The 17,835-nt window shown below is 28.6% G+C and carries 18 protein-coding genes and 1 tRNA gene; 12 read left to right on the top strand and 7 right to left on the bottom strand.

The genetic code is table 11. The features are described 5' to 3' along the window. The coding region (locus tag ACRC8M_RS08965) for an HAD-IC family P-type ATPase (protein WP_438528830.1) at positions 1–859 on the bottom strand (859 nt) is incomplete at its 3' end. 168 nt (positions 860–1,027) lie between these two features. Here ACRC8M_RS08965 and ACRC8M_RS08960 point away from each other — a divergent pair. Then, on the top strand, positions 1,028–1,279 hold the full coding sequence (locus ACRC8M_RS08960) for a hypothetical protein (RefSeq protein ID WP_438528829.1): 252 nt from the start codon (positions 1,028–1,030) through the stop codon (positions 1,277–1,279). A gap of 50 nt (positions 1,280–1,329) precedes the next feature. Here the strand turns inward: ACRC8M_RS08960 and ACRC8M_RS08955 are convergent, their stop codons facing one another. Continuing rightward, complete coding sequence (locus ACRC8M_RS08955) at positions 1,330–2,547, bottom strand: MFS transporter (protein WP_438528828.1); 1,218 nt, start codon at positions 2,545–2,547, stop codon at positions 1,330–1,332. Between the two features lie 303 nt (positions 2,548–2,850). Beyond that, complete coding sequence (locus ACRC8M_RS08950) at positions 2,851–3,210, bottom strand: YkvA family protein (RefSeq protein ID WP_438528827.1); 360 nt, start codon at positions 3,208–3,210, stop codon at positions 2,851–2,853. 200 nt (positions 3,211–3,410) lie between these two features. On the opposite strand from ACRC8M_RS08950, the gene ACRC8M_RS08945 reads away from it, so the two are divergent. Beyond that, complete coding sequence (locus tag ACRC8M_RS08945; RefSeq protein WP_438528826.1) at positions 3,411–3,713, top strand: hypothetical protein; 303 nt, start codon at positions 3,411–3,413, stop codon at positions 3,711–3,713. A 133-nt stretch (positions 3,714–3,846) separates the two neighbouring features. After that, on the top strand, positions 3,847–5,232 hold the full coding sequence (locus ACRC8M_RS08940; protein ID WP_438528825.1) for a hypothetical protein: 1,386 nt from the start codon (positions 3,847–3,849) through the stop codon (positions 5,230–5,232). Positions 5,233–5,300: 68 nt separating this feature from the next. Here the strand turns inward: ACRC8M_RS08940 and ACRC8M_RS08935 are convergent, their stop codons facing one another. The 3 genes from ACRC8M_RS08935 to ACRC8M_RS08925 form a co-directional block, all read right to left on the bottom strand. Further along, positions 5,301–5,741 (bottom strand): GNAT family N-acetyltransferase, encoded by a 441-nt coding sequence (locus tag ACRC8M_RS08935; RefSeq protein ID WP_438528824.1) that lies wholly within the window; start codon positions 5,739–5,741, stop codon positions 5,301–5,303. A gap of 418 nt (positions 5,742–6,159) precedes the next feature. After that, entirely contained in the window at positions 6,160–6,867 is a 708-nt protein-coding gene (locus ACRC8M_RS08930) for a glycerophosphodiester phosphodiesterase (RefSeq protein ID WP_438528823.1), read from the bottom strand. A gap of 81 nt (positions 6,868–6,948) precedes the next feature. Beyond that, entirely contained in the window at positions 6,949–8,898 is a 1,950-nt protein-coding gene (locus ACRC8M_RS08925; RefSeq protein ID WP_438528822.1) for a molybdopterin-dependent oxidoreductase, read from the bottom strand. A 91-nt stretch (positions 8,899–8,989) separates the two neighbouring features. Between ACRC8M_RS08925 and ACRC8M_RS08920 the strand changes: the two genes are divergently transcribed. The 3 genes from ACRC8M_RS08920 to ACRC8M_RS08910 all read left to right on the top strand — a co-directional run bounded on the left by ACRC8M_RS08920 (position 8,990) and on the right by ACRC8M_RS08910 (position 11,793). Next, positions 8,990–10,372 (top strand): MATE family efflux transporter, encoded by a 1,383-nt coding sequence (locus ACRC8M_RS08920; protein WP_438528821.1) that lies wholly within the window; start codon positions 8,990–8,992, stop codon positions 10,370–10,372. 473 nt (positions 10,373–10,845) lie between these two features. Beyond that, a complete protein-coding gene (locus ACRC8M_RS08915) occupies positions 10,846–11,046 on the top strand; it encodes a hypothetical protein (protein WP_438528820.1) in 201 nt (66 codons plus the stop codon). 72 nt (positions 11,047–11,118) lie between these two features. Continuing rightward, positions 11,119–11,793: a Bax inhibitor-1/YccA family protein gene (locus tag ACRC8M_RS08910; protein WP_438528819.1), complete on the top strand. Its 675-nt coding sequence runs from the start codon at positions 11,119–11,121 to the stop codon at positions 11,791–11,793. Between the two features lie 36 nt (positions 11,794–11,829). Here ACRC8M_RS08910 and ACRC8M_RS08905 read toward each other — a convergent pair whose 3' ends face one another. Beyond that, on the bottom strand, positions 11,830–12,780 hold the full coding sequence (locus ACRC8M_RS08905; RefSeq protein ID WP_438528818.1) for a carbohydrate kinase family protein: 951 nt from the start codon (positions 12,778–12,780) through the stop codon (positions 11,830–11,832). Between the two features lie 169 nt (positions 12,781–12,949). On the opposite strand from ACRC8M_RS08905, the gene ACRC8M_RS08900 reads away from it, so the two are divergent. The 6 genes from ACRC8M_RS08900 to ACRC8M_RS08875 form a co-directional block, all read left to right on the top strand. Continuing rightward, on the top strand, positions 12,950–14,164 hold the full coding sequence (locus ACRC8M_RS08900; RefSeq protein ID WP_438528817.1) for a DEAD/DEAH box helicase: 1,215 nt from the start codon (positions 12,950–12,952) through the stop codon (positions 14,162–14,164). Between the two features lie 34 nt (positions 14,165–14,198). Next, the gene (locus ACRC8M_RS08895) at positions 14,199–14,780 is read left to right on the top strand and encodes an HD domain-containing protein (RefSeq protein WP_438528816.1); all 582 of its coding nucleotides are present in this window, start codon (positions 14,199–14,201) and stop codon (positions 14,778–14,780) included. A gap of 70 nt (positions 14,781–14,850) precedes the next feature. Next, positions 14,851–14,938 (top strand) — tRNA-Ser (locus tag ACRC8M_RS08890). 161 nt (positions 14,939–15,099) lie between these two features. Beyond that, positions 15,100–15,372: an HU family DNA-binding protein gene (locus ACRC8M_RS08885; RefSeq protein ID WP_023050698.1), complete on the top strand. Its 273-nt coding sequence runs from the start codon at positions 15,100–15,102 to the stop codon at positions 15,370–15,372. Positions 15,373–15,445: 73 nt separating this feature from the next. Further along, a complete protein-coding gene (locus ACRC8M_RS08880; RefSeq protein ID WP_438528815.1) occupies positions 15,446–17,032 on the top strand; it encodes an FAD-dependent protein in 1,587 nt (528 codons plus the stop codon). Between the two features lie 84 nt (positions 17,033–17,116). Then, on the top strand, positions 17,117–17,835 hold a 719-nt coding region (locus tag ACRC8M_RS08875), incomplete at its 3' end, for a radical SAM protein (RefSeq protein ID WP_438528814.1).

Genomic DNA, 17,835 nt, shown 5'->3' with positions numbered 1-17,835 from the left:
CTTTTAAATAACCATTTATCAGAAAAACAATTGGCACCATAAAAAACATAAATTTAATTAAAAGTTTTGAAACATCATCAATTCCCTTTTCAAAACTAGTTTCTACTTTTGTATTTTTTAAACTTTCACTTATAGTATTTAAAAATGTATGTTTTCCAGTTCCAAGAACTATCCCAGTAGCAGCTCCACTTAAAACATTAGTTCCCATTAAAACTATGTTAGATAGATCAGAAATAGCTCCCGTTTTAGCGAGTAAATTGGAGTATTTTTCTATAGGATTAGACTCTCCAGTTAATACAGATTGGCTAATAAAAAGGTCTTTACTAGACACAATTCTAATATCTCCAGGGACAATATCTCCAGCAGTAAGTTTAACAATGTCTCCAGGAACTAAAGATTTTATATTGATTTCCATAGGAAGATTATCTCTAATTACTGTAACTTTAGTTACAATAAGATTTTTTAATTTTTCAGCAGTTTTACTAGAACGATACTCTTGAATAAATTTAATAAAACTACTTATTAAAACCATAGTTACAATTAAAATTATAGATATCCAGGAACGCTCAGTTTCTTTAGCAAAAATAACATCAGTAAAAAGAGAAACAAAGGCTAAAGTTCCTAAAATAAAATTAAAAGGATTTAAAAAGGCAAGCAGAAGTTGGATATACCAAGGTTTTACTTTCTCTTTTGAAATCTCATTTAATCCAAATTTTTCTAAACGACTTGTGGCCTCTTCATTTTTAATACCTGTTAAAGAGGTTTCTAGAGTCATAAATACAGTTTTTATATCAGCTTCAGAAAAAAGTTTCAGTGTTCCATTTATACTATTTTCGCTATGATCAAAGTTTTCATACAAAATAATCAATCCTCCAAACAATAAAGATATCTTAAATAGTATTTACCAAAAAAAATACACTCTCCTTTAAAAATAAAAAAACAGATAAGTTTTAAATAAATTATAAAAGGTTTTTTGAAAAAAAATTGTATATAAAGGTATAATTGGGAAAAAGGAGAGTGTTTTATTATGGAAGATAAGAAAAAACTAGATAAGTTAAAAGATGAGGCAAAAGAGAGCTTGAAAAATGACCAACCAGCTAAAAAAGAGCAAGTAGAGGACTTTTGGGATAGATTTAAAAAATTAGAAAAAATTTATAAAGATAACTTTGATAGACTGATTTCAGCAGAACTTTTAGATTTGAAGATGCTACTGTTTGAAATTGAAGAAAAACATAAAGAAAAAGAGAAGCATGAAAAAGAGAATGGGGATAAAAAATAGTAAAAGTTATGAAAAAAGGAGCTTTGATTAAGCTCCTTTTTTTCTGAAGATTATTTAAGAGTTGTAGGCTCTACCTTCACTGAAGTTGGAATAGTTAGGTAGAAAACAGAGATAAAAATAATTATAACTCCTGAATAAAGAAAGAAGTTTTCAACACCAACTTTATCTGAAATAACTCCAGAAAGTCCTATTCCAATAGGAGTACCAATAGCCATAAGGCTTCCAGATAAAGATAAAACTCTCCCCAGATACTCCTCTTGAATTCTCTGTTGAAATACAACAACTTGAAGACCTTGATAAAAAGGTGTTGCAAATCCTAAAAGAGTCGAACAAAGAGCGAATCCTATAAACATATTTTTTCCTAAAATTCCAGAGATGTATAAGCTAACTCCAATGGTAAAACAAAAGAAAGCGATTGTAGTCATTTTTCTTTTTCCACCTCCAGTTGCTCCTAAAACAATAGATCCAATAAGCATTCCAATAGCAAATACAACCTCTATAGCTCCTGCATACCATTGATTTTTCCCAAAGTATGATAAAGTCATCATAGGGTAAAGTACGAATATTGGAATATAAACAATGGAAAAGGCAGCTCCTAAAAGCATAAACTTAAAAAGTTTATTTTCCTTTAAAGTAGCTATCCCCTCTTTCATCTCTAGTATAATCTCTATTTTATTATTTACAAACTCTGTCTTGATTTTAGGAATGCTAACTATACAAAGAGTGAAGACTCCAATGATTGCTCCTAAAACATCAAGCATTACAATAGCTTGAAGACTCCAGATAGAAAAGAAGAAACTAGCTAGTATAGGGCTCAATAGTAATGAGATAGATTGTAGAGTTTGAGAATACCCTGAATATTTTGGAAGTTCATCTTTAGAAACTATAAGAGGTGTTATAGCTTGAAGAGAGGGAACGTGAAAAGCTGTTCCCACAGAACGAATAAATAAAACTACCATTATAAGAGGGATAGATATCTCTCCAAAGAATCCTGAAGCTGAAAGAGATAAACTAGCAGCAGCAATAAGAAGATCAGAGATAATCATTATTTTTTTTCTATCAAATCTATCTATATAGACTCCAATAAAAAGACCCAAAACTCCTTGAGGGAGAAATCCCACAATTCCAGAAAGAGCAACTATATTTGAAGAGTTTGTTTCAGTAATAAGATACCAAACTATGGCCATTTGAAGTATTGAACTTGTCAGTTGTGAAATAGCCTGACCTGTGTAGACGATTAAAAAAGTTTTGTTAATATTTTTTAGCATTTAAATTCTCCTTGTTTTTTTTTAGTAGTATGATAAATTTGAGAAATAAAAAAGGTCGTAGCTTTTACTCTACGACCATAAACCACACTTGGATGAGAGCAAAAACAAAATTACTTAGAGTACAACAAAAACAATCGCTATAGACGATTCTTTTATACTCTTTAATTGTAATTTTATTTTCTAGCTCCGTACCACATCTATTTTGGTTATATTACAAAATAAGATATGAGGATCAAACCACATCCTTATTATTTAAATTTTATCTATCATACTACTTTTGGTATTTTAACATAAAAAGGAGCTCTAAGCAAGCTCCTTTTTTTTGTTGCAAAAATCTTTATAGTCTTTTAAAACTTCGGCATAACCTCTAGCAACATATCCGATTAAAGTGGCATCATCAATCCATCCAACTCCAGGGATTAAATCTGAAACAGCATCAATAGGAATGATAACATATATAATTGCAGCGGTTAAAACAACTAGATATTTATTATCTAATTTATATTTTTTATTTTTTGTATCTTTTACTAAATTAATAATTAGAAGGAAATCTTCAGCGCCAGCACCTAAATTCATGGCTTTTTTTAAAGCTAGTTTTAAATCTTGAGAACTAATTTTTCTTCCTTGAAACTTTTTAAAAAATTTAATAATCAATTTATCCATAATATCTCTCCATTATAAAATTACACAATATAGTATAGTATAAAGCTTTTTTTGAATTAATTCAAGGAAAGATTTTTTCACTAAAAATTCGTTTGAAAGTGAATCAAAATGATAATTATATAAAAATTATATTTTGAAATGATACTTTTGTAGAGTATAATTAATATCATGAATAATAATATCCTAGGGAGGGACACACTATGAAAAAAGCGTTTTTATTTTTACTAGCACTTTCTACATTGAGTTATTCAGCACCAAAGACATCATATAGAACTGGCGTAGCCTTCGCATTAGGAGAGTATTTTAACTCCCCAGCTACAAAGGTCTTAGAGGCTGGCAAAGTTGTACAACTAGAGGAGAATATATATGCTCAAAAAGTAAAGTACCAAGCATATAGTGATTTTGGTAGACAAATAGTTAAAGAGAAAATATTTATATTAAAAAAGATAGATTCTACATTTAGATTTGTAGAGAAGTTAGATGTAGGAGAGATAGAGTTATAAGAAAAATGGAGCTTTGTTAGCTCCTTTTTATTTTTTATTCACATATAAGTCCTATAATCATGTTGTTAAAAAATAAATATCAACTCTTTTCAGATTCCCTAATATATGATAACATATAGTAGGGGGTGGTATAATGAATACAACAGCTACCAATATTCTTAAAATTTTATCTCAGAGTAAAATGTCTGTAGATGATATGCAGTTGTATTTAGATGTAGAAAAAAGCTCAATAACAAAAGCAATTGTACAGCTTAATGAGTTTTTAAAATTAATTAATTTACCAGAAATAGAAAAAAGTGAAAATTTATACTCTTTAAATCTTTCAAATCAACAAATGAAAACACTATTTAGCAATTTTAGTACCTTAACATCAACAGAAAAAGTAGATTATTTATATATTAAGTTTATAGCCACAGGATTTTTAAATTTAGAAAAAGAGAAAGAAAATTTAGACATATCTAGAAGCACAATTTTAAGAGCATTTAAAACTGTAAAAGAGATTTTTGCAAAAAATGGAACAACTTATGAATATGTACATGGAAAAGGTTTAGTTTTAAAAAATTTAAGTCAAATTGATAAAGGTAGATTTTGTAAAAAATTAATGATATTTTTCATAGAGGAGGATATTTTAGTCCCAAGCAGAAAAAAACTATTGGATAGTATAAAAAAATTTGATACAAAAGAACGTATGGAAAAACTATATCCTATTTTAAGTAGTTCAGATATATCCATAAACTATATTATGCTTTCTTTTATTCATGTTCTAGAAATTTGTGTTAATCTATTTGGAGGGTTTAATTTTAAAATAGACAAAAACTTAAATAGAGAGAAATTTGTAAAATTAGAAACTTTAGTGCGTAAATATGGTGTAGATTTTAGCGATGAATATAAAAAGCAATTAGTGAAATTTTTATTCTCATTTTCCTATGAAGATGGTCAATTGGACGGAACATTAATTAACAAAAGTTCAAAATTTGTAGAGGATTTAAAAAAATATTTTAAGTTACAAATACCTAATAAAGATTTATATAGATTACTTTTCAATAAAGTTTATCTTTCATTTTTTAAATTTGAGAATAATATTTTAAAAATCTCAAATTTAAAGAGAGATAAAGCTCAATTAAAAATTTTAGAAAAATTAGATAAATTTTTAGAGGAGTACTCATATAAGATGTATCTTGCTGATAAATATATAATAGCTTTTGTGTTAAAGACTATTATAATCGAGGAGAACCTCAGCGATATAAAAAATGTATTACTTTTATTTCAAGACGCAGTGATCAATAAAAAAAGTGCATTTAATGTGTATTTAAAAAGATATATTCCAACTGTTAATTTTGATGTTGAACCAATACTATTTTATCAAAGAGACGTAGCTACACTAAAAAAAAATTATGATCTTATTATAAGTGATAGCAAAATATCTTATGACTCAATTTTAATTGATTCATATAATAATGTTAAAATTTATGAGATTTTAGAAAATCATGCTTTAAAAAGAGGGTTAAATAAGGAGTAAAAAAAGGAATATAATCTCCGTGGTAAGGAGCCTCTATCCTCAGAGGCTCTTTTACTTTTTGGAATTTTTTACTTTTCAAATGTCATATCTAAATGAGGGATACCATCTTCATCATAAACTTCAGAGATTGGTTTAAATCCAATTTCACTATAGAAGTTTTTTAAATACTCTTGAGCACCAATAGTAATTTTTGTAGTATTGAAATTATTTAAAATATATTCAACACCTTTTTTGACAATAGTTTTAGCATATCCTTTTCCTCTAGCATCTGGAGAAACTAAAACTCTTCCTAGAGAAGCATCTTCATATGAAACTCCAGGTTGTAAAGCTCTTAAGTAAGCTTTTATTTTTCCGTCCTCTTTTATCATTATATGGCTGGATGTTAAATCTTTTCCATCAATATCATTATAGATACATTTTTGTTCTACAACAAAAACTTCAGATCTTAACTTTAAAATTTCATAGAGTTCCTCTAGTGTTAATTCATTAAATTTTTTACATATTATCATATTAATACCTCCTAATAACTTCTTAAATTATTAAAATAAGTATATAACAAAAATACAAAAACTTCAACAAAACATAAAAACCTATAATCATAAATTAAGAAAAATAAATTAAAAGCCATTATAAAAAAGATTAGAAAATAAATTTTTGAATATATTTACAACCTGGTTAGTATAAAATGGAGGTAGATAGTTATGAAGTTTTTTAATTCTATAAATTTAAACTACATAAATAAAAATAATAGTAGTCGAAGAAAAATTTATTTTAACAGAAACAAATTAACTAATTATTTTGAAAAGTATATTATCTATCTTATATTTTTATTATCAACTACATTCTGTCTTTTTTATGGGTAAAAAATTCTAATATAAAAGAGGTTCAAAATAATTTGAACCTCTTCTTGTTTCTCTTATTACCAAATTATTCTTTTATCTCTTTTGGGAAATTAGTGATTATTCTTGTAACACCCATACCTTTTAATATTTTAGCATCTTTAGGAGAATTAACAGTCCAAACATTAATATCTATATTTTTAGAGTTTAAATAATCAACATCTTTTTGATTAAGAAAACTTTTGCTTGGATGATAAGCCTCTATGTTAAAACCTAAGCTTTCAATATATTTATCTAAATTGACAAGAGCACTTTCTAAAAGAATACCTACTTTAATAGAGTCATCTAACTCTTTTAAATTTTTTAAAAGGTTATGGCTAAAAGATGAAACGATAATATTTTTATTAGGGTATCTTTTAATTATTTCTAGAACTTTATTTTCGGTACCTCTTTCAATAGAATACTCCTCTTTTAATTCAATGTTAATAAGTTTATCATCTGGAATAATATCCAAAGTTTCCTCTAAAGTTGGAATCTGCTCTCCTTTAAATTCATCATTAAACCAACTTCCCACATCCAATTTTTTTAGCTCTTTCAATGTATAATCTTTTAAATGCCCTTGACCATTACTAGTTCTTTCTAAAGTCCAATCATGAAATACAACGATTTTTCCATCTTTTGTCTGTTGAACATCAAACTCAAAACCATCACAACCATCAACTAAAGCTTTTTTAAATGCTGCAATAGTATTTTCAGGTGCAGTTCCAGATGCACCTCTATGTGCTAATATTTCCATATCTCCTCCCAGAATAAATTCGTATAAATTCAAGGTCATTATATTTTTTTTATACTAACTTGTCAAATTACTTTACAAGTTTTAAACAATACTTTTTTTAATATTTACAAAAGTATCATAATATGCAACTTGCCCACCAATATCAGAGGAAAGAGTATTTGTTAAGAAATTTGGATTTCCCTGTTTTCTGCTCCATTGCATGAAAATATAAGCTTCATCTTTTTTTAGATTTGAATCCACTTTTACTTGAGATAAAATACTCCCTCTTTGAGAGGAAACAGTAACTATATCCCCCTCCTGAAGATTTTTAATATTCTCCTTTGATAAATATATTTTTGAAATATCATCAATATCTCCAATATGTTGATTGAACAAAGAATCTTTACAATGTGGTGTTACAAGTCTTATTGGATATTCGTCATTTCCTTTTGTTGCTTTCATAAAAATAGGCATTGGTTCAAAGCCATCTGCTAAGGCTGTTTCACTATAAACCTCTATTTTCCCTGATGGTGTTTTAAATTTTTTATCTTCCCAAGCAATATATCCTTTTTCTATATTTAAATCTTGTTTTTTTAAACTTTCAACAGTTGTATTTAAAGGTGCTAAAACTCTATTTAAATACTCTGTTTTAGATACTTGTGGATACTCTTTTAAATCTAAAACTTTTGCTAACTCCTTAAAAAATTCAAACTCCTCCATTCTATAATCTAATGGCTCAACAACCTTTTCATTATACATTAAAGATGGCATAAGCATAGATGAGTATATAATATCTTCACTTTCAAGTGTGTTTGTAACAGGTATTACAAGATCACTATTTTTTGCAGTGTCAGTTAAAAACATATCAAAACATACTTTAAAAGGTATAGCCTTATAGGCCTTTAAAGTTTTATTTAAATCAGGTAGTTGATTCAATGGATTCGCTTTACTAATAAATATAGCTGTAATTTCATTTTCTGTAACAAACTCACTAAACTTTGTAATTGGAAACTCGCGAGAGTTCTTAGCAAAATTTGAACTTTTATATGGATCTCTATCTAATACTTGAGGATAAATTTTACTAGAATAGAAAACACCAGCTCCACTTTTCCCAATATTTCCTGTTATACTCATTAAAGCGTCGATAGCTCGTACACTATTTCCACCATTAACATATCTTTGTAAACCATATCCAATAAAAGTCATAATGTTTCCAAGTGATATGTAATCTAAAAGTTTTGTTATCTCATCCTGAGTGATGCCACAATCCAATAGAAGTTCATCTAAAGCTATAGTATTAAGATATTCTTTAAACTTTTCAAAACCAACTATATTATTTTTAGAGAAATTATAATCAACCAGGTTATGTTCAAAAGCCATTTTACAAAGTGCTAGAGCTAAAGCTCCATCACTTCCACCTCTAACATTAATATGTAGATCACTTATTACAGAAGTTTCATTTGTTCTAAAATCAATTGTTATAATTTTAATTCCTAATTTTTTCATTTCAATTAACTTTTTATATAGATGAACTGATGTTGTCGCAGGATTTCTAGACCAAAGAATTATAACTTTAGCGTTCTTCATATCATCTAAATCACTTGTCTTTCTTCCTCCAAAATCGTAATCATGAGCAGCACACCCTGCAGACCAACAAGTTCCTCCGCTAGCTGTTGAAATCCCTCCTAAAAAATTAAAAAATATATCATGTATTCCTTTTAAGAGTCCTCCAGCTCCTGACTCACTGTAATGGACAATGGAGTTTGTAGAGTTACTATTTTTTATTTCATCCAATCTATTTTTTAAAATATCTAAAGCTTCCTCAAAAGAGATCTCTTTAAATCCCTCTCCTATTTTTAAAAGTGGTTTTAAGATTCTGTTTTCATCATAAAGACGATTCAGATGTTTAAGACCCTTAGAACATAAAAAACCATCTGTTAAGTTATGTTCCTTATTTCCTTGAAGCTTAACCACTTTTCCATTTTCTTTATATACATCAATTTTACATACATCAAAACAATCAAGAGAACAACTATTTTTAAATATTTCCATTAAAAATCCTCCTAAAAAAATAAATAAATTATATCATATTTTTAAAAAAAATGTTATGATGAAAGGATGAGAAAAAATTAAGGAGGAACACGTGAAACAACAGGAATTAACTCTACATGATGGAGATGTTAAAAAATTACTTATAAAATATTCTATTCCAGCAATAATAAGTATGCTGGTAAGTGCTTTATATAATGTAGTTGATAGAATATTTATAGGAAATATGGATGGAATAGGAGCTTTAGCTATTACTGGAGTTGGAATAACAATGCCAGTAGTAACAATTGTATTAGCTTTTTCAATGTTAATAGGAATAGGAGCTACTGCAAATATTTCTATAAAATTAGGAGAACAAAAAAGAGATAGTGCTGAAAAAATAATGGGAAACATTATTACACTTTCAATAATTTTGGGAGTGATAATTACAGTTTTAGGAACAATATATAGAGATCCTATTTTAAAAGCTTTTGGAGCAAGTGAAAGTACTTTAAAATATGCAAAAGAATATATAACTATTATTTTATATGGTACAGTTTTTAATATTATGGGATATGCGTTAAATAGTACAATTAGAGCTGATGGAAATCCTAAGATATGTTCAGCGATAATGGTATTTAGCTGTTTTGTCAATATAGTTTTAGATCCAATCTTTATATTTACTTTAGGATTAGGAATAAAAGGAGCTGCGTATGCAACTGTACTTTCACAAGTTATGACAGCACTACTTTCTTTCTTATATTATATGAGTAAAAAATCTGATTTGAAAATAAAAAAAGAGAATCTAATACTTAATCTCGATATTGTTAAACTTATATTTGCTATTGGAATTTCGCCTTTCACAATGCAATTGGCAACAAGTATGGTACAAGTTGTAAATAATAATGCTTTGAAAACTCATGGTGGAGATTTAGCAATTGGAGCAATGGCAACAGTCAATGCGGTAGCACTACTTTGTTTCATGCCAGTATTTGGAATATCTCAAGGAGCTCAACCAATAATTGGATATAATTTTGGAGCTAAACAATACAAAAGAATGGAAGAGGCTTATAAAATAGCTACATGGACTGGAGTAATAATATTCTCTATCGCACTATTCTTAGTTGAGGTTTTCCCTGCAACAATAGTTGGACTATTCAATAAAAATCCTGATATAATGGCAATATCTATTCATGGAATGAGAATCTATCTAATGGCTATGCCTGCAATTGCTTTAGGAATGGCAGGAAGTAACTATTTCTTAGCAATAGGGGAAGGAAAAGCAGCGATGTTTTTAAGTTTACTAAGACAAGTAATTTTATTGATACCACTGATTATGATATTCTCAAACGCATATGGATTGACAGGTATCTGGTTAGCTCAACCAATATGTGATATAATCTCAGCATTAGTAACAGTTATAATGGTAGGAAAAAATTTAAATAAATATAATGGTGGGGCACAATTTTCACTGTTTAAAATTAGAGTTTATGAATAAAAAATAATAAAAAAACTTAAAAGGACCTGTTTTTCTGTAAAAAGAAAAATAGGTCCTTTTTACAAGAACCTATTTTCCTCACACACACACACTTTATTATACATTATAAGGAAACAATGTACTGGTTGTAGTATATATCAGATTAATAATTTACACAAATATAATAATTATATGACATGGATATATAAAAAATAATATAACCACTTAAAAAAGGAAAAATATTTAAATATAAGTATAATAGAGTAAATTCATTACAAAAGAGGGGATATATGAAAAGCGAAAATAGTCGTGTTATAAAAAAAATAATTATGGGAATTATTTTGATTTTAATTTTAATCATAGGATTTATAATGTTTCCTTGGAATATTTGAGGAGTATGAAAAATTAAAAAGAAACCTATTGACAAAACCTAGAAAATATAATAAATATTAGTAGGAGGTTAATTCCTCTTTATAAACTTAAAGGAGATTAAAATGGCTAACGGAAGAATGAACTTTGATCAATTTGAAGATGATGAAATGAATTACATTCCAAGGGAATTCACAAGAGGTGGAATTACTAAGGAGGACAAAAAGAAAATTCCAAAAATGAAAAAAGAGGTAAAAGAAAAAATAAAAACTAAAGTGGTGAATGATAAGAAAAAGCTATATGAGTTTATAAATGACGAAGATTAAAAAAGATAGATTTTAACAGCTGGCTAAGCCAGCTTTTTATATTTAATTTTAAAGTAATAGAGGAGGTTAATTATGTATAATTCAGTTGAGATTTCTACAAAAAATAGTTTTCTAAGAAAAGTTTTTATGCAGATGTTCTTAGGGCTTTTAATTACAGGAGGTGTTTCTTGGTATGTTGTTCAAAGTCAACCATTGATATCTTTTGTAGCTAACTATATGACTTTTATAATAGTAGCGGAGTTATTATTAGTTCTTGGAATAAATTTTGGTATAAATAAAATAAGTAGTGGAACTGCTAAACTCTTATTTGTAGCATATTCAGCTATGAACGGTTTAGTTCTTTCTGTGGTTATGTTAATTTATAGTCCATATTCTATTCTTTATGTTTTGGGAGTTACCTCTCTTATATTTGTTGGAATGACAATTTATGGACTAAAAACAAAAGAGGATCTTTCATCATATGATGGTTTCTTTAAAGGAGGACTAATTGCTCTAGTAATTGTCTCTCTCCTAAATCTATTTTTAAAAATATCAATTCTTGGATGGTTTATATCTGTATGTGCAGTGGTACTATTTACAGCTTTAATAGCTTATGATATAAATAGAATTGTAAAAATATTCCAAGCTAACGATTTAACAGAGGAGGATTATAATAAGTTTTCAACTATAGGAGCTTTAATGCTTTACTTAGATTTTGTAAACCTGTTCTTAAACCTTTTAAGATTATTTGGAAAAAGAAATAACTAATAAAAAAATGGACTAAATTTAGTCCATTTTTTACTTTTATTCACTCCAATTTGTTTTTGCTATTATCTCTTGAATTAACTCATGCCCCATATTTGGGTGAATAGTTTCTTCGTGAGATATTGTAACAATTGACATTGCCATAGCGAACTTAACAGTTTCTTTTATAGGAAGGTCATTCATATAACCAAATCCTAATCCTGCAACAAAAGAATCTCCAGCTCCAGTAACATTTTTAACTGTAACTCCTGTAGCTTTTAATGTTCCACTCTCTACTCCGTTAGTATAGTAAATTCCATCGGCGTCTAAACTTATAAATACATTTTTAATTCCTAAAGATAAAAAGTGATTTCCTACTTTTTCTAAATCCTCTCTAGTATTGATTTTAATACCAGATAAAACTTCAGCTTCAACTCTATTTGGTTTTATTGTATGAAAATATTTTATAAGATGTTTAACCTTTTCAGCTTTTGTTGAAGAGATTGGGTCTAAGATAAAATTTGTTTTTCCTTGAAACTTAGTTAATAGGTACTCTAAGTTTTCTGGATCATCAGCATCTAAGAATGTAAATGCAGAATTTTCAATCATAGGTGCTTTCGAATCTATAAAATCAGTTGTCATAGCACTTATACTATCTAAGTCTGCTACTGCTGAAACCATCTCTCCACCATCATCTAAAACAGCCATATAAGTTGGTGTACTTTTTCCTTCTAAAACTAAAGAGTTTCTCATATCATATCCAATTTTCAAAGAGTGAGTCAACATTGAACGTCCAATCTCGTCATCTCCTATAATAGATATGAACTTAGTTTTAACTCCAACTCTAGCCATGTTTTCAGCTATATTTCTTGAAACTCCTCCGAAAGATATTTTAATCTTTCCTGGAATAGAATCACATGTTTTATATGGTGAGTTACAAAAACCAAACATATCAACAACAGAAGCTCCAAAAACTAGTATATATTTTTGTCCGCTTAGACAATCTTGCATTGCAAATTCCTCCTAAATATAAAAAAATAAATAAATATATTTTAACAGATTTTTTATAAAAGTCAAAGATTAAAATTTTAGAATAAAACTTAATTTTATACTTATTCCTTTTTTAGTGAATAAATGGTATAATAAACAATTAAATAAAGTTAAAATCAAAGGAGAATATGTGAATAATTTTAGTAATTTAAATGTTAATAAAAATATAATAGAACTTTTAAGTAAAATGGGAATTAAAGAGCCTACTGACATACAAAAAGAGGGGATTCCACCTATATTAAATGGTAAAGATGTCATAGCTCAAGCTGCTACAGGGAGTGGAAAAACTTTAGCTTTTATAATTCCAATTATACAAAATTTAGGTGGAAATGGAAAACTACCACAAGGTTTAATAATAACTCCAACAAGAGAGTTAGCAATCCAGATTGCAGAAGAGTGTGAAAAAATAAATTATAACAATAAAAAAATTATGCTAGCTTATGGTGGTAGAGAGATAGCTGGTCAAATAGAAACTTTGAAAGGTGGAGTTGATATTGTTATTGGAACTCCTGGAAGATTGGTTGATTTAATAGAAAGAAAAGCAATTGACCTATCTAAAATAAAAACATTAGTTTTAGATGAAGTTGACCAAATTCTAATGATGGGATTTAGAAATGAGATTGACAAAGTTATTGAAGTTTGTAGTAGAAAAAGACAAACTCTTTGTTTCTCTGCAACAATAGATTCTACAGTAAAGAAAATAGCTTATAGAATAACAAAAGAGCCATTAAATATTGTTATTGAAAGTAAAGAGAATAAATTAGCAAATATAAATCAACATATTATAAAAACATCAGATAGAAGAAAATTAGATATACTGAGCTCTTTATTAAATGATACAAATCCATTTATGGGAATTATTTTCTGTAGAACTAAAGCTAGAGTTGATAGTTTAGAAGAGGAGTTATCATCTAGAGGATACTCTTGTCAAAAATTACACAGTGACATACCTCAAGCTAAAAGAGAGAAGATAATGAAAGCGTTTAAAGATGTAGAGTTTCAATTTTTAGTTGCAACAGATGTTGCTGCAAGAGGAGTAGACATCACTGGAGTAACTCATATATTTAACTATGATATAACAGAGGATGTTGAAAGCTATATCCATAGAATTGGAAGAACTGGTAGAGCTGGAGAAAAAGGAGAATCTTATCTTTTTGTTACAGATAGAAATGAAGGGATGCTAAAAGATATTGAAAATACAATTGGATTCTCTATTCCTGAAATGGAGATAGAGTTTGTTCAAGGAGTTATGTCTACATTGGATTTACCTAAAAAGAAGTACAATAAGAAAATAAACGCAAGAACAAAAAATATAGAAGAGCAAAAAAAGCGTTATAGAAGATAAAAGTGAAACTATAAGAAGTGGGGGATGTAAAAAAATGGAAAGAATTCAAAAGCAGATGGCATTTTTATTTGAAATTGATAAAGTGAAGGATATTTTTAGGCAATCACTTGTTGTAAATGGAAAAAGAGAGGAAAATGATGCAGAGCATAGCTGGCACATGGCGTTAGTTGCTCTAACTATAAAAGAGTACTTTCAAGGGGAAATCAATTTAGAAAAATCACTGAAAATGATTTTAATACATGATTTAGTTGAGATATATGCTGGAGATACTCCCGCTTTTGGAGAGGTAAGACCTGATAAAGCTGATGATGAGTTAAAAGCTGCAGTTAAACTTTTCTCTCTCCTACCAGATGATCAAAAAGAGGAGTTCTTAAACCTTTGGATAGAATTTGAAGAGTGTGAGAGTAATGAAGCTAAATTTGCAAATGTTTGTGATAGATACCAAGGGTTTATGCAAAACTTAACTTCAGATGGACATACTTGGAAAAAATTTAACGCTCCTATGGAGAGGGTTTTAAAAAGAGCTGAAGTTATAAAAATCTATGTTCCTGAGCTATATGAAAAAGTTATGTTACCTGAATTTTTAAAGTATCAGGAGAGGGGAATTATAAAGTAAAAAATATATGAAGTTTATTGATTTTTCTCTTTTCATATGATATTATAAAAAAGTATCAATTAATGGATAAGGTAGAGTGACCGAGTGGCTAAGGAGCACGCCTGGAACGCGTGTAGAGCGTAAGAGCTTCGTGGGTTCAAGTCCCACCTCTATCGCCATACTTTTAATATTTATTTAAAAAAATATAAAAAATATGTATAAAGTATTGACATTTAAGGGTTTACTGAGTATAATCGGTTTAAAGATACCATAGATAAAGGGTTTTCAACTTTTTGGTTTCTTGTATACTATATTCTAGAATAGTTCAAGGAGGGTAACAATGACTAAAAAAGAGTTTATTGATTTATTTGCAAAAACAGGTGAATACACTAAAAAAGATGCAGAGAAGGCAGTTAAGTTATTTTTAGATTTAGTTGAACAAAAGTTAGTTGAAGGAGAACCAGTATCATTTATAGGATGGGGAAAATTCGAAGTAGTTACTAGAGCAGCAAGACACGTAAGAAACCCACAAACAGGTAAGAAAATGAAATTAAAAGAGAAAAAAGTTGTTAAATTTAGAGTTGGAAAAACTTTAGAGGAAAAAATAGTATAATTACAGAATGCTTCGAATACAATTCTTTTGAAGAATATCATTCGGAGCTTTTTTATTTAAAAAGAGGTGTAAAGTGAAAGTTGTTATAAACAATATTAATGTTTCTATTGAAAAAGATCAAACCCTTGAACTTAAAAAAGAAATCATTAAAAGAGGAATAAAAGAGGATAATATAGAAAAAATAGAATATTCAAAAAGATCAATAGATAGTAGAAAAAAAACTGATATAAAGTTTGTCTACAATATAGAGGTTACATTAAAAAATGATGTAGATATCTTATCTCTGACAAATGTAAATCCATTTAAAGAGAATGAGGAAGTAGACTACAGAGCAAAAGATGGGATAGAGAGAGTTGCTGTTATAGGAGCTGGTCCAGCTGGTCTATTTGCTGCTCTTAGACTTTGTGAACTTGGAATAAAACCTATAGTTTATGAACGTGGAGAAAAAGTTGATGATAGAGATAAAACTATTGATGAATTTATAAAGTTCAGTATGCTTAATCCAAATTCAAATATTCAATTTGGAGAGGGTGGAGCTGGAACATATTCAGATGGAAAGTTAAACACTAGAGTAAAAAGCGGATATATGAATAAAATATTTTTAGAGTTAGTTGCTAATGGGGCACAAGAACAGATTCTTTGGGATTATAAACCACACGTAGGAACTGATGTGTTAAAAGTAGTAGTAAAAAATTTAAGAGAAAAAATTATAAATCTAGGTGGAGAGTTTCACTTTAACACTTTAATAAAGGATGTTATAATTTTAGATGGAAAAGTAAAGGGTGTAAAGATTCAAAATCTAAAATCCCCAATTTTAGTAGAAGAGAATGTTTTGTTTGACCATGTTATATTAGCTATAGGGCATTCATCAAGAGATACTTATAGAATGCTTCATAAGCATGGTGTCTTTATGGAAAACAAGCCATTTGCTATAGGAGCAAGAATCGAACATCCAAGAGTGGATATAGATACAATGCAATATGGTAAGATGTGTTCTCATCCAAACTTAGAAGCTGCAACATATAGTTTAACTTATAACAATAGAGATGAGGAAAGAGGAGTATTTTCATTTTGTATGTGTCCAGGTGGTGTAATTGTAAATGCTGCTTCTCAAGAGGGAGGAACACTTGTCAATGGAATGAGTTACTCTCAAAGAGATGGTAGATTTTCTAACTCAGCACTTGTTGTAGGAGTTAAAGCAAACGAGTTTGGAGATGAACTTTTCTCAGGAATGGAATACCAAGATCAACTTGAAAAGAAAACTTATGATATAATTGGAAATTATGGAGCACTATATCAAAATACTCTTGATTTCTTAAAAGGAAAAACTACAAATAGAAAGATTGAGTCTAGTTATGAGATGGAATTAAAAAGCTATGACTTAAACAACCTTTTCCCAGAAGTGATATCTAATAATATGAAAATGGCTATGGGATACTGGGAAAAAACACAAAGAAACTTTATAAGTGAACATGCAAATTTAATAGGACCAGAAACTAGAACATCTGCTCCTATAAAAGTTACAAGAAATGAGTTTGGAGAATCAATAAATACAAAAGGTCTTTATCCAATAGGAGAGGGAGCTGGATATGCAGGTGGAATTATAAGTGCTGCTATTGATGGGTTTAAAGTAGTGGACTTAGCCTTTACAACTCTTTAATATATTATTTAGTTGTAATCTTTACTTAAAAGGTATATAATTAAAAATAGATTATATTTTAAATTTAGAATTGGAGAATAAATAATGAAAATATCAAAAAAAGACGCATTAGAGTGGTTTAGTCATTTATCATCACTTTCTGGAGATAAAACAGAAGTGTTTAAAAGATTTAGCCCAATTATAGATTCAACTGTTAGACAGATTGAGTTAGCAGTTAATAAGAAACATCAAGAGATGAAAGATGAGATTGGTGATCTGAAAAATCTTAAAGGGAGAACATTCTTTGTTGGAGATCAACAAAAATTCCCTAAAGGTTGTGTTTCATGCTTGTTTGGTGACGGTCTTGGTGGAATAAGAAAAACTCATCAATGTAATTTACTGTGTAAATTCTGTTACTACCATGATAACATTGATAACCAAGAGCCAATTCCTGATGGAATGTGGGAGATAGGAGAAACTCTTTATTATGAAGAGGATATAGACCTATTACTATCTATACAGAAAAAACCTAGTGGAATTGCATATGTATACTTAGAGCCGTTCTTAGATATTGAGAAATATTATGGAATTATTAAAAAATTAAGTGAAGCTGGAATTTACCAACATATGTATACGAATGGTTCTTTATGTACAAGAGAGAACTTACAAAAACTTGGTGAAGCTGGATTAAATGAACTAAGATTTAATTTAGGTGCTGTTAAGTGCAGTGATAAAGTTATCGAAAATATGGCGATAGCTAAAGAGTACATTCCAATGGTTGGAATAGAAACTCCAATGACTCCAGAATTTTATGAAGAGTTCCA

Origin of the sequence: Cetobacterium sp., from assembly GCF_051653945.1 — a bacterium.
GTDB lineage: Bacteria > Fusobacteriota > Fusobacteriia > Fusobacteriales > Fusobacteriaceae > Cetobacterium_A.
The sequence above is the reverse complement of the archived record's forward strand: the minus strand, read 5'-3'. Positions and strand labels throughout refer to the sequence as shown.

What these genes read in the sequence shown, in the direction of transcription:
- ACRC8M_RS08960 (WP_438528829.1), top strand. Translation starts at nt 1,028, where the DNA reads ATGGAAGATAAGAAAAAACTAGATAAGTTAAAAGATGAGGCAAAAGAG.
- ACRC8M_RS08955 (WP_438528828.1), bottom strand. Translation starts at nt 2,547, where the DNA reads ATGCTAAAAAATATTAACAAAACTTTTTTAATCGTCTACACAGGTCAG.
- ACRC8M_RS08950 (WP_438528827.1), bottom strand. Translation starts at nt 3,210, where the DNA reads ATGGATAAATTGATTATTAAATTTTTTAAAAAGTTTCAAGGAAGAAAA.
- ACRC8M_RS08945 (WP_438528826.1), top strand. Translation starts at nt 3,411, where the DNA reads ATGAAAAAAGCGTTTTTATTTTTACTAGCACTTTCTACATTGAGTTAT.
- ACRC8M_RS08940 (WP_438528825.1), top strand. Translation starts at nt 3,847, where the DNA reads ATGAATACAACAGCTACCAATATTCTTAAAATTTTATCTCAGAGTAAA.
- ACRC8M_RS08935 (WP_438528824.1), bottom strand. Translation starts at nt 5,741, where the DNA reads ATGATAATATGTAAAAAATTTAATGAATTAACACTAGAGGAACTCTAT.
- ACRC8M_RS08930 (WP_438528823.1), bottom strand. Translation starts at nt 6,867, where the DNA reads ATGGAAATATTAGCACATAGAGGTGCATCTGGAACTGCACCTGAAAAT.
- ACRC8M_RS08925 (WP_438528822.1), bottom strand. Translation starts at nt 8,898, where the DNA reads ATGGAAATATTTAAAAATAGTTGTTCTCTTGATTGTTTTGATGTATGT.
- ACRC8M_RS08915 (WP_438528820.1), top strand. Translation starts at nt 10,846, where the DNA reads ATGGCTAACGGAAGAATGAACTTTGATCAATTTGAAGATGATGAAATG.
- ACRC8M_RS08910 (WP_438528819.1), top strand. Translation starts at nt 11,119, where the DNA reads ATGTATAATTCAGTTGAGATTTCTACAAAAAATAGTTTTCTAAGAAAA.
- ACRC8M_RS08905 (WP_438528818.1), bottom strand. Translation starts at nt 12,780, where the DNA reads ATGCAAGATTGTCTAAGCGGACAAAAATATATACTAGTTTTTGGAGCT.
- ACRC8M_RS08895 (WP_438528816.1), top strand. Translation starts at nt 14,199, where the DNA reads ATGGAAAGAATTCAAAAGCAGATGGCATTTTTATTTGAAATTGATAAA.
- ACRC8M_RS08885 (WP_023050698.1), top strand. Translation starts at nt 15,100, where the DNA reads ATGACTAAAAAAGAGTTTATTGATTTATTTGCAAAAACAGGTGAATAC.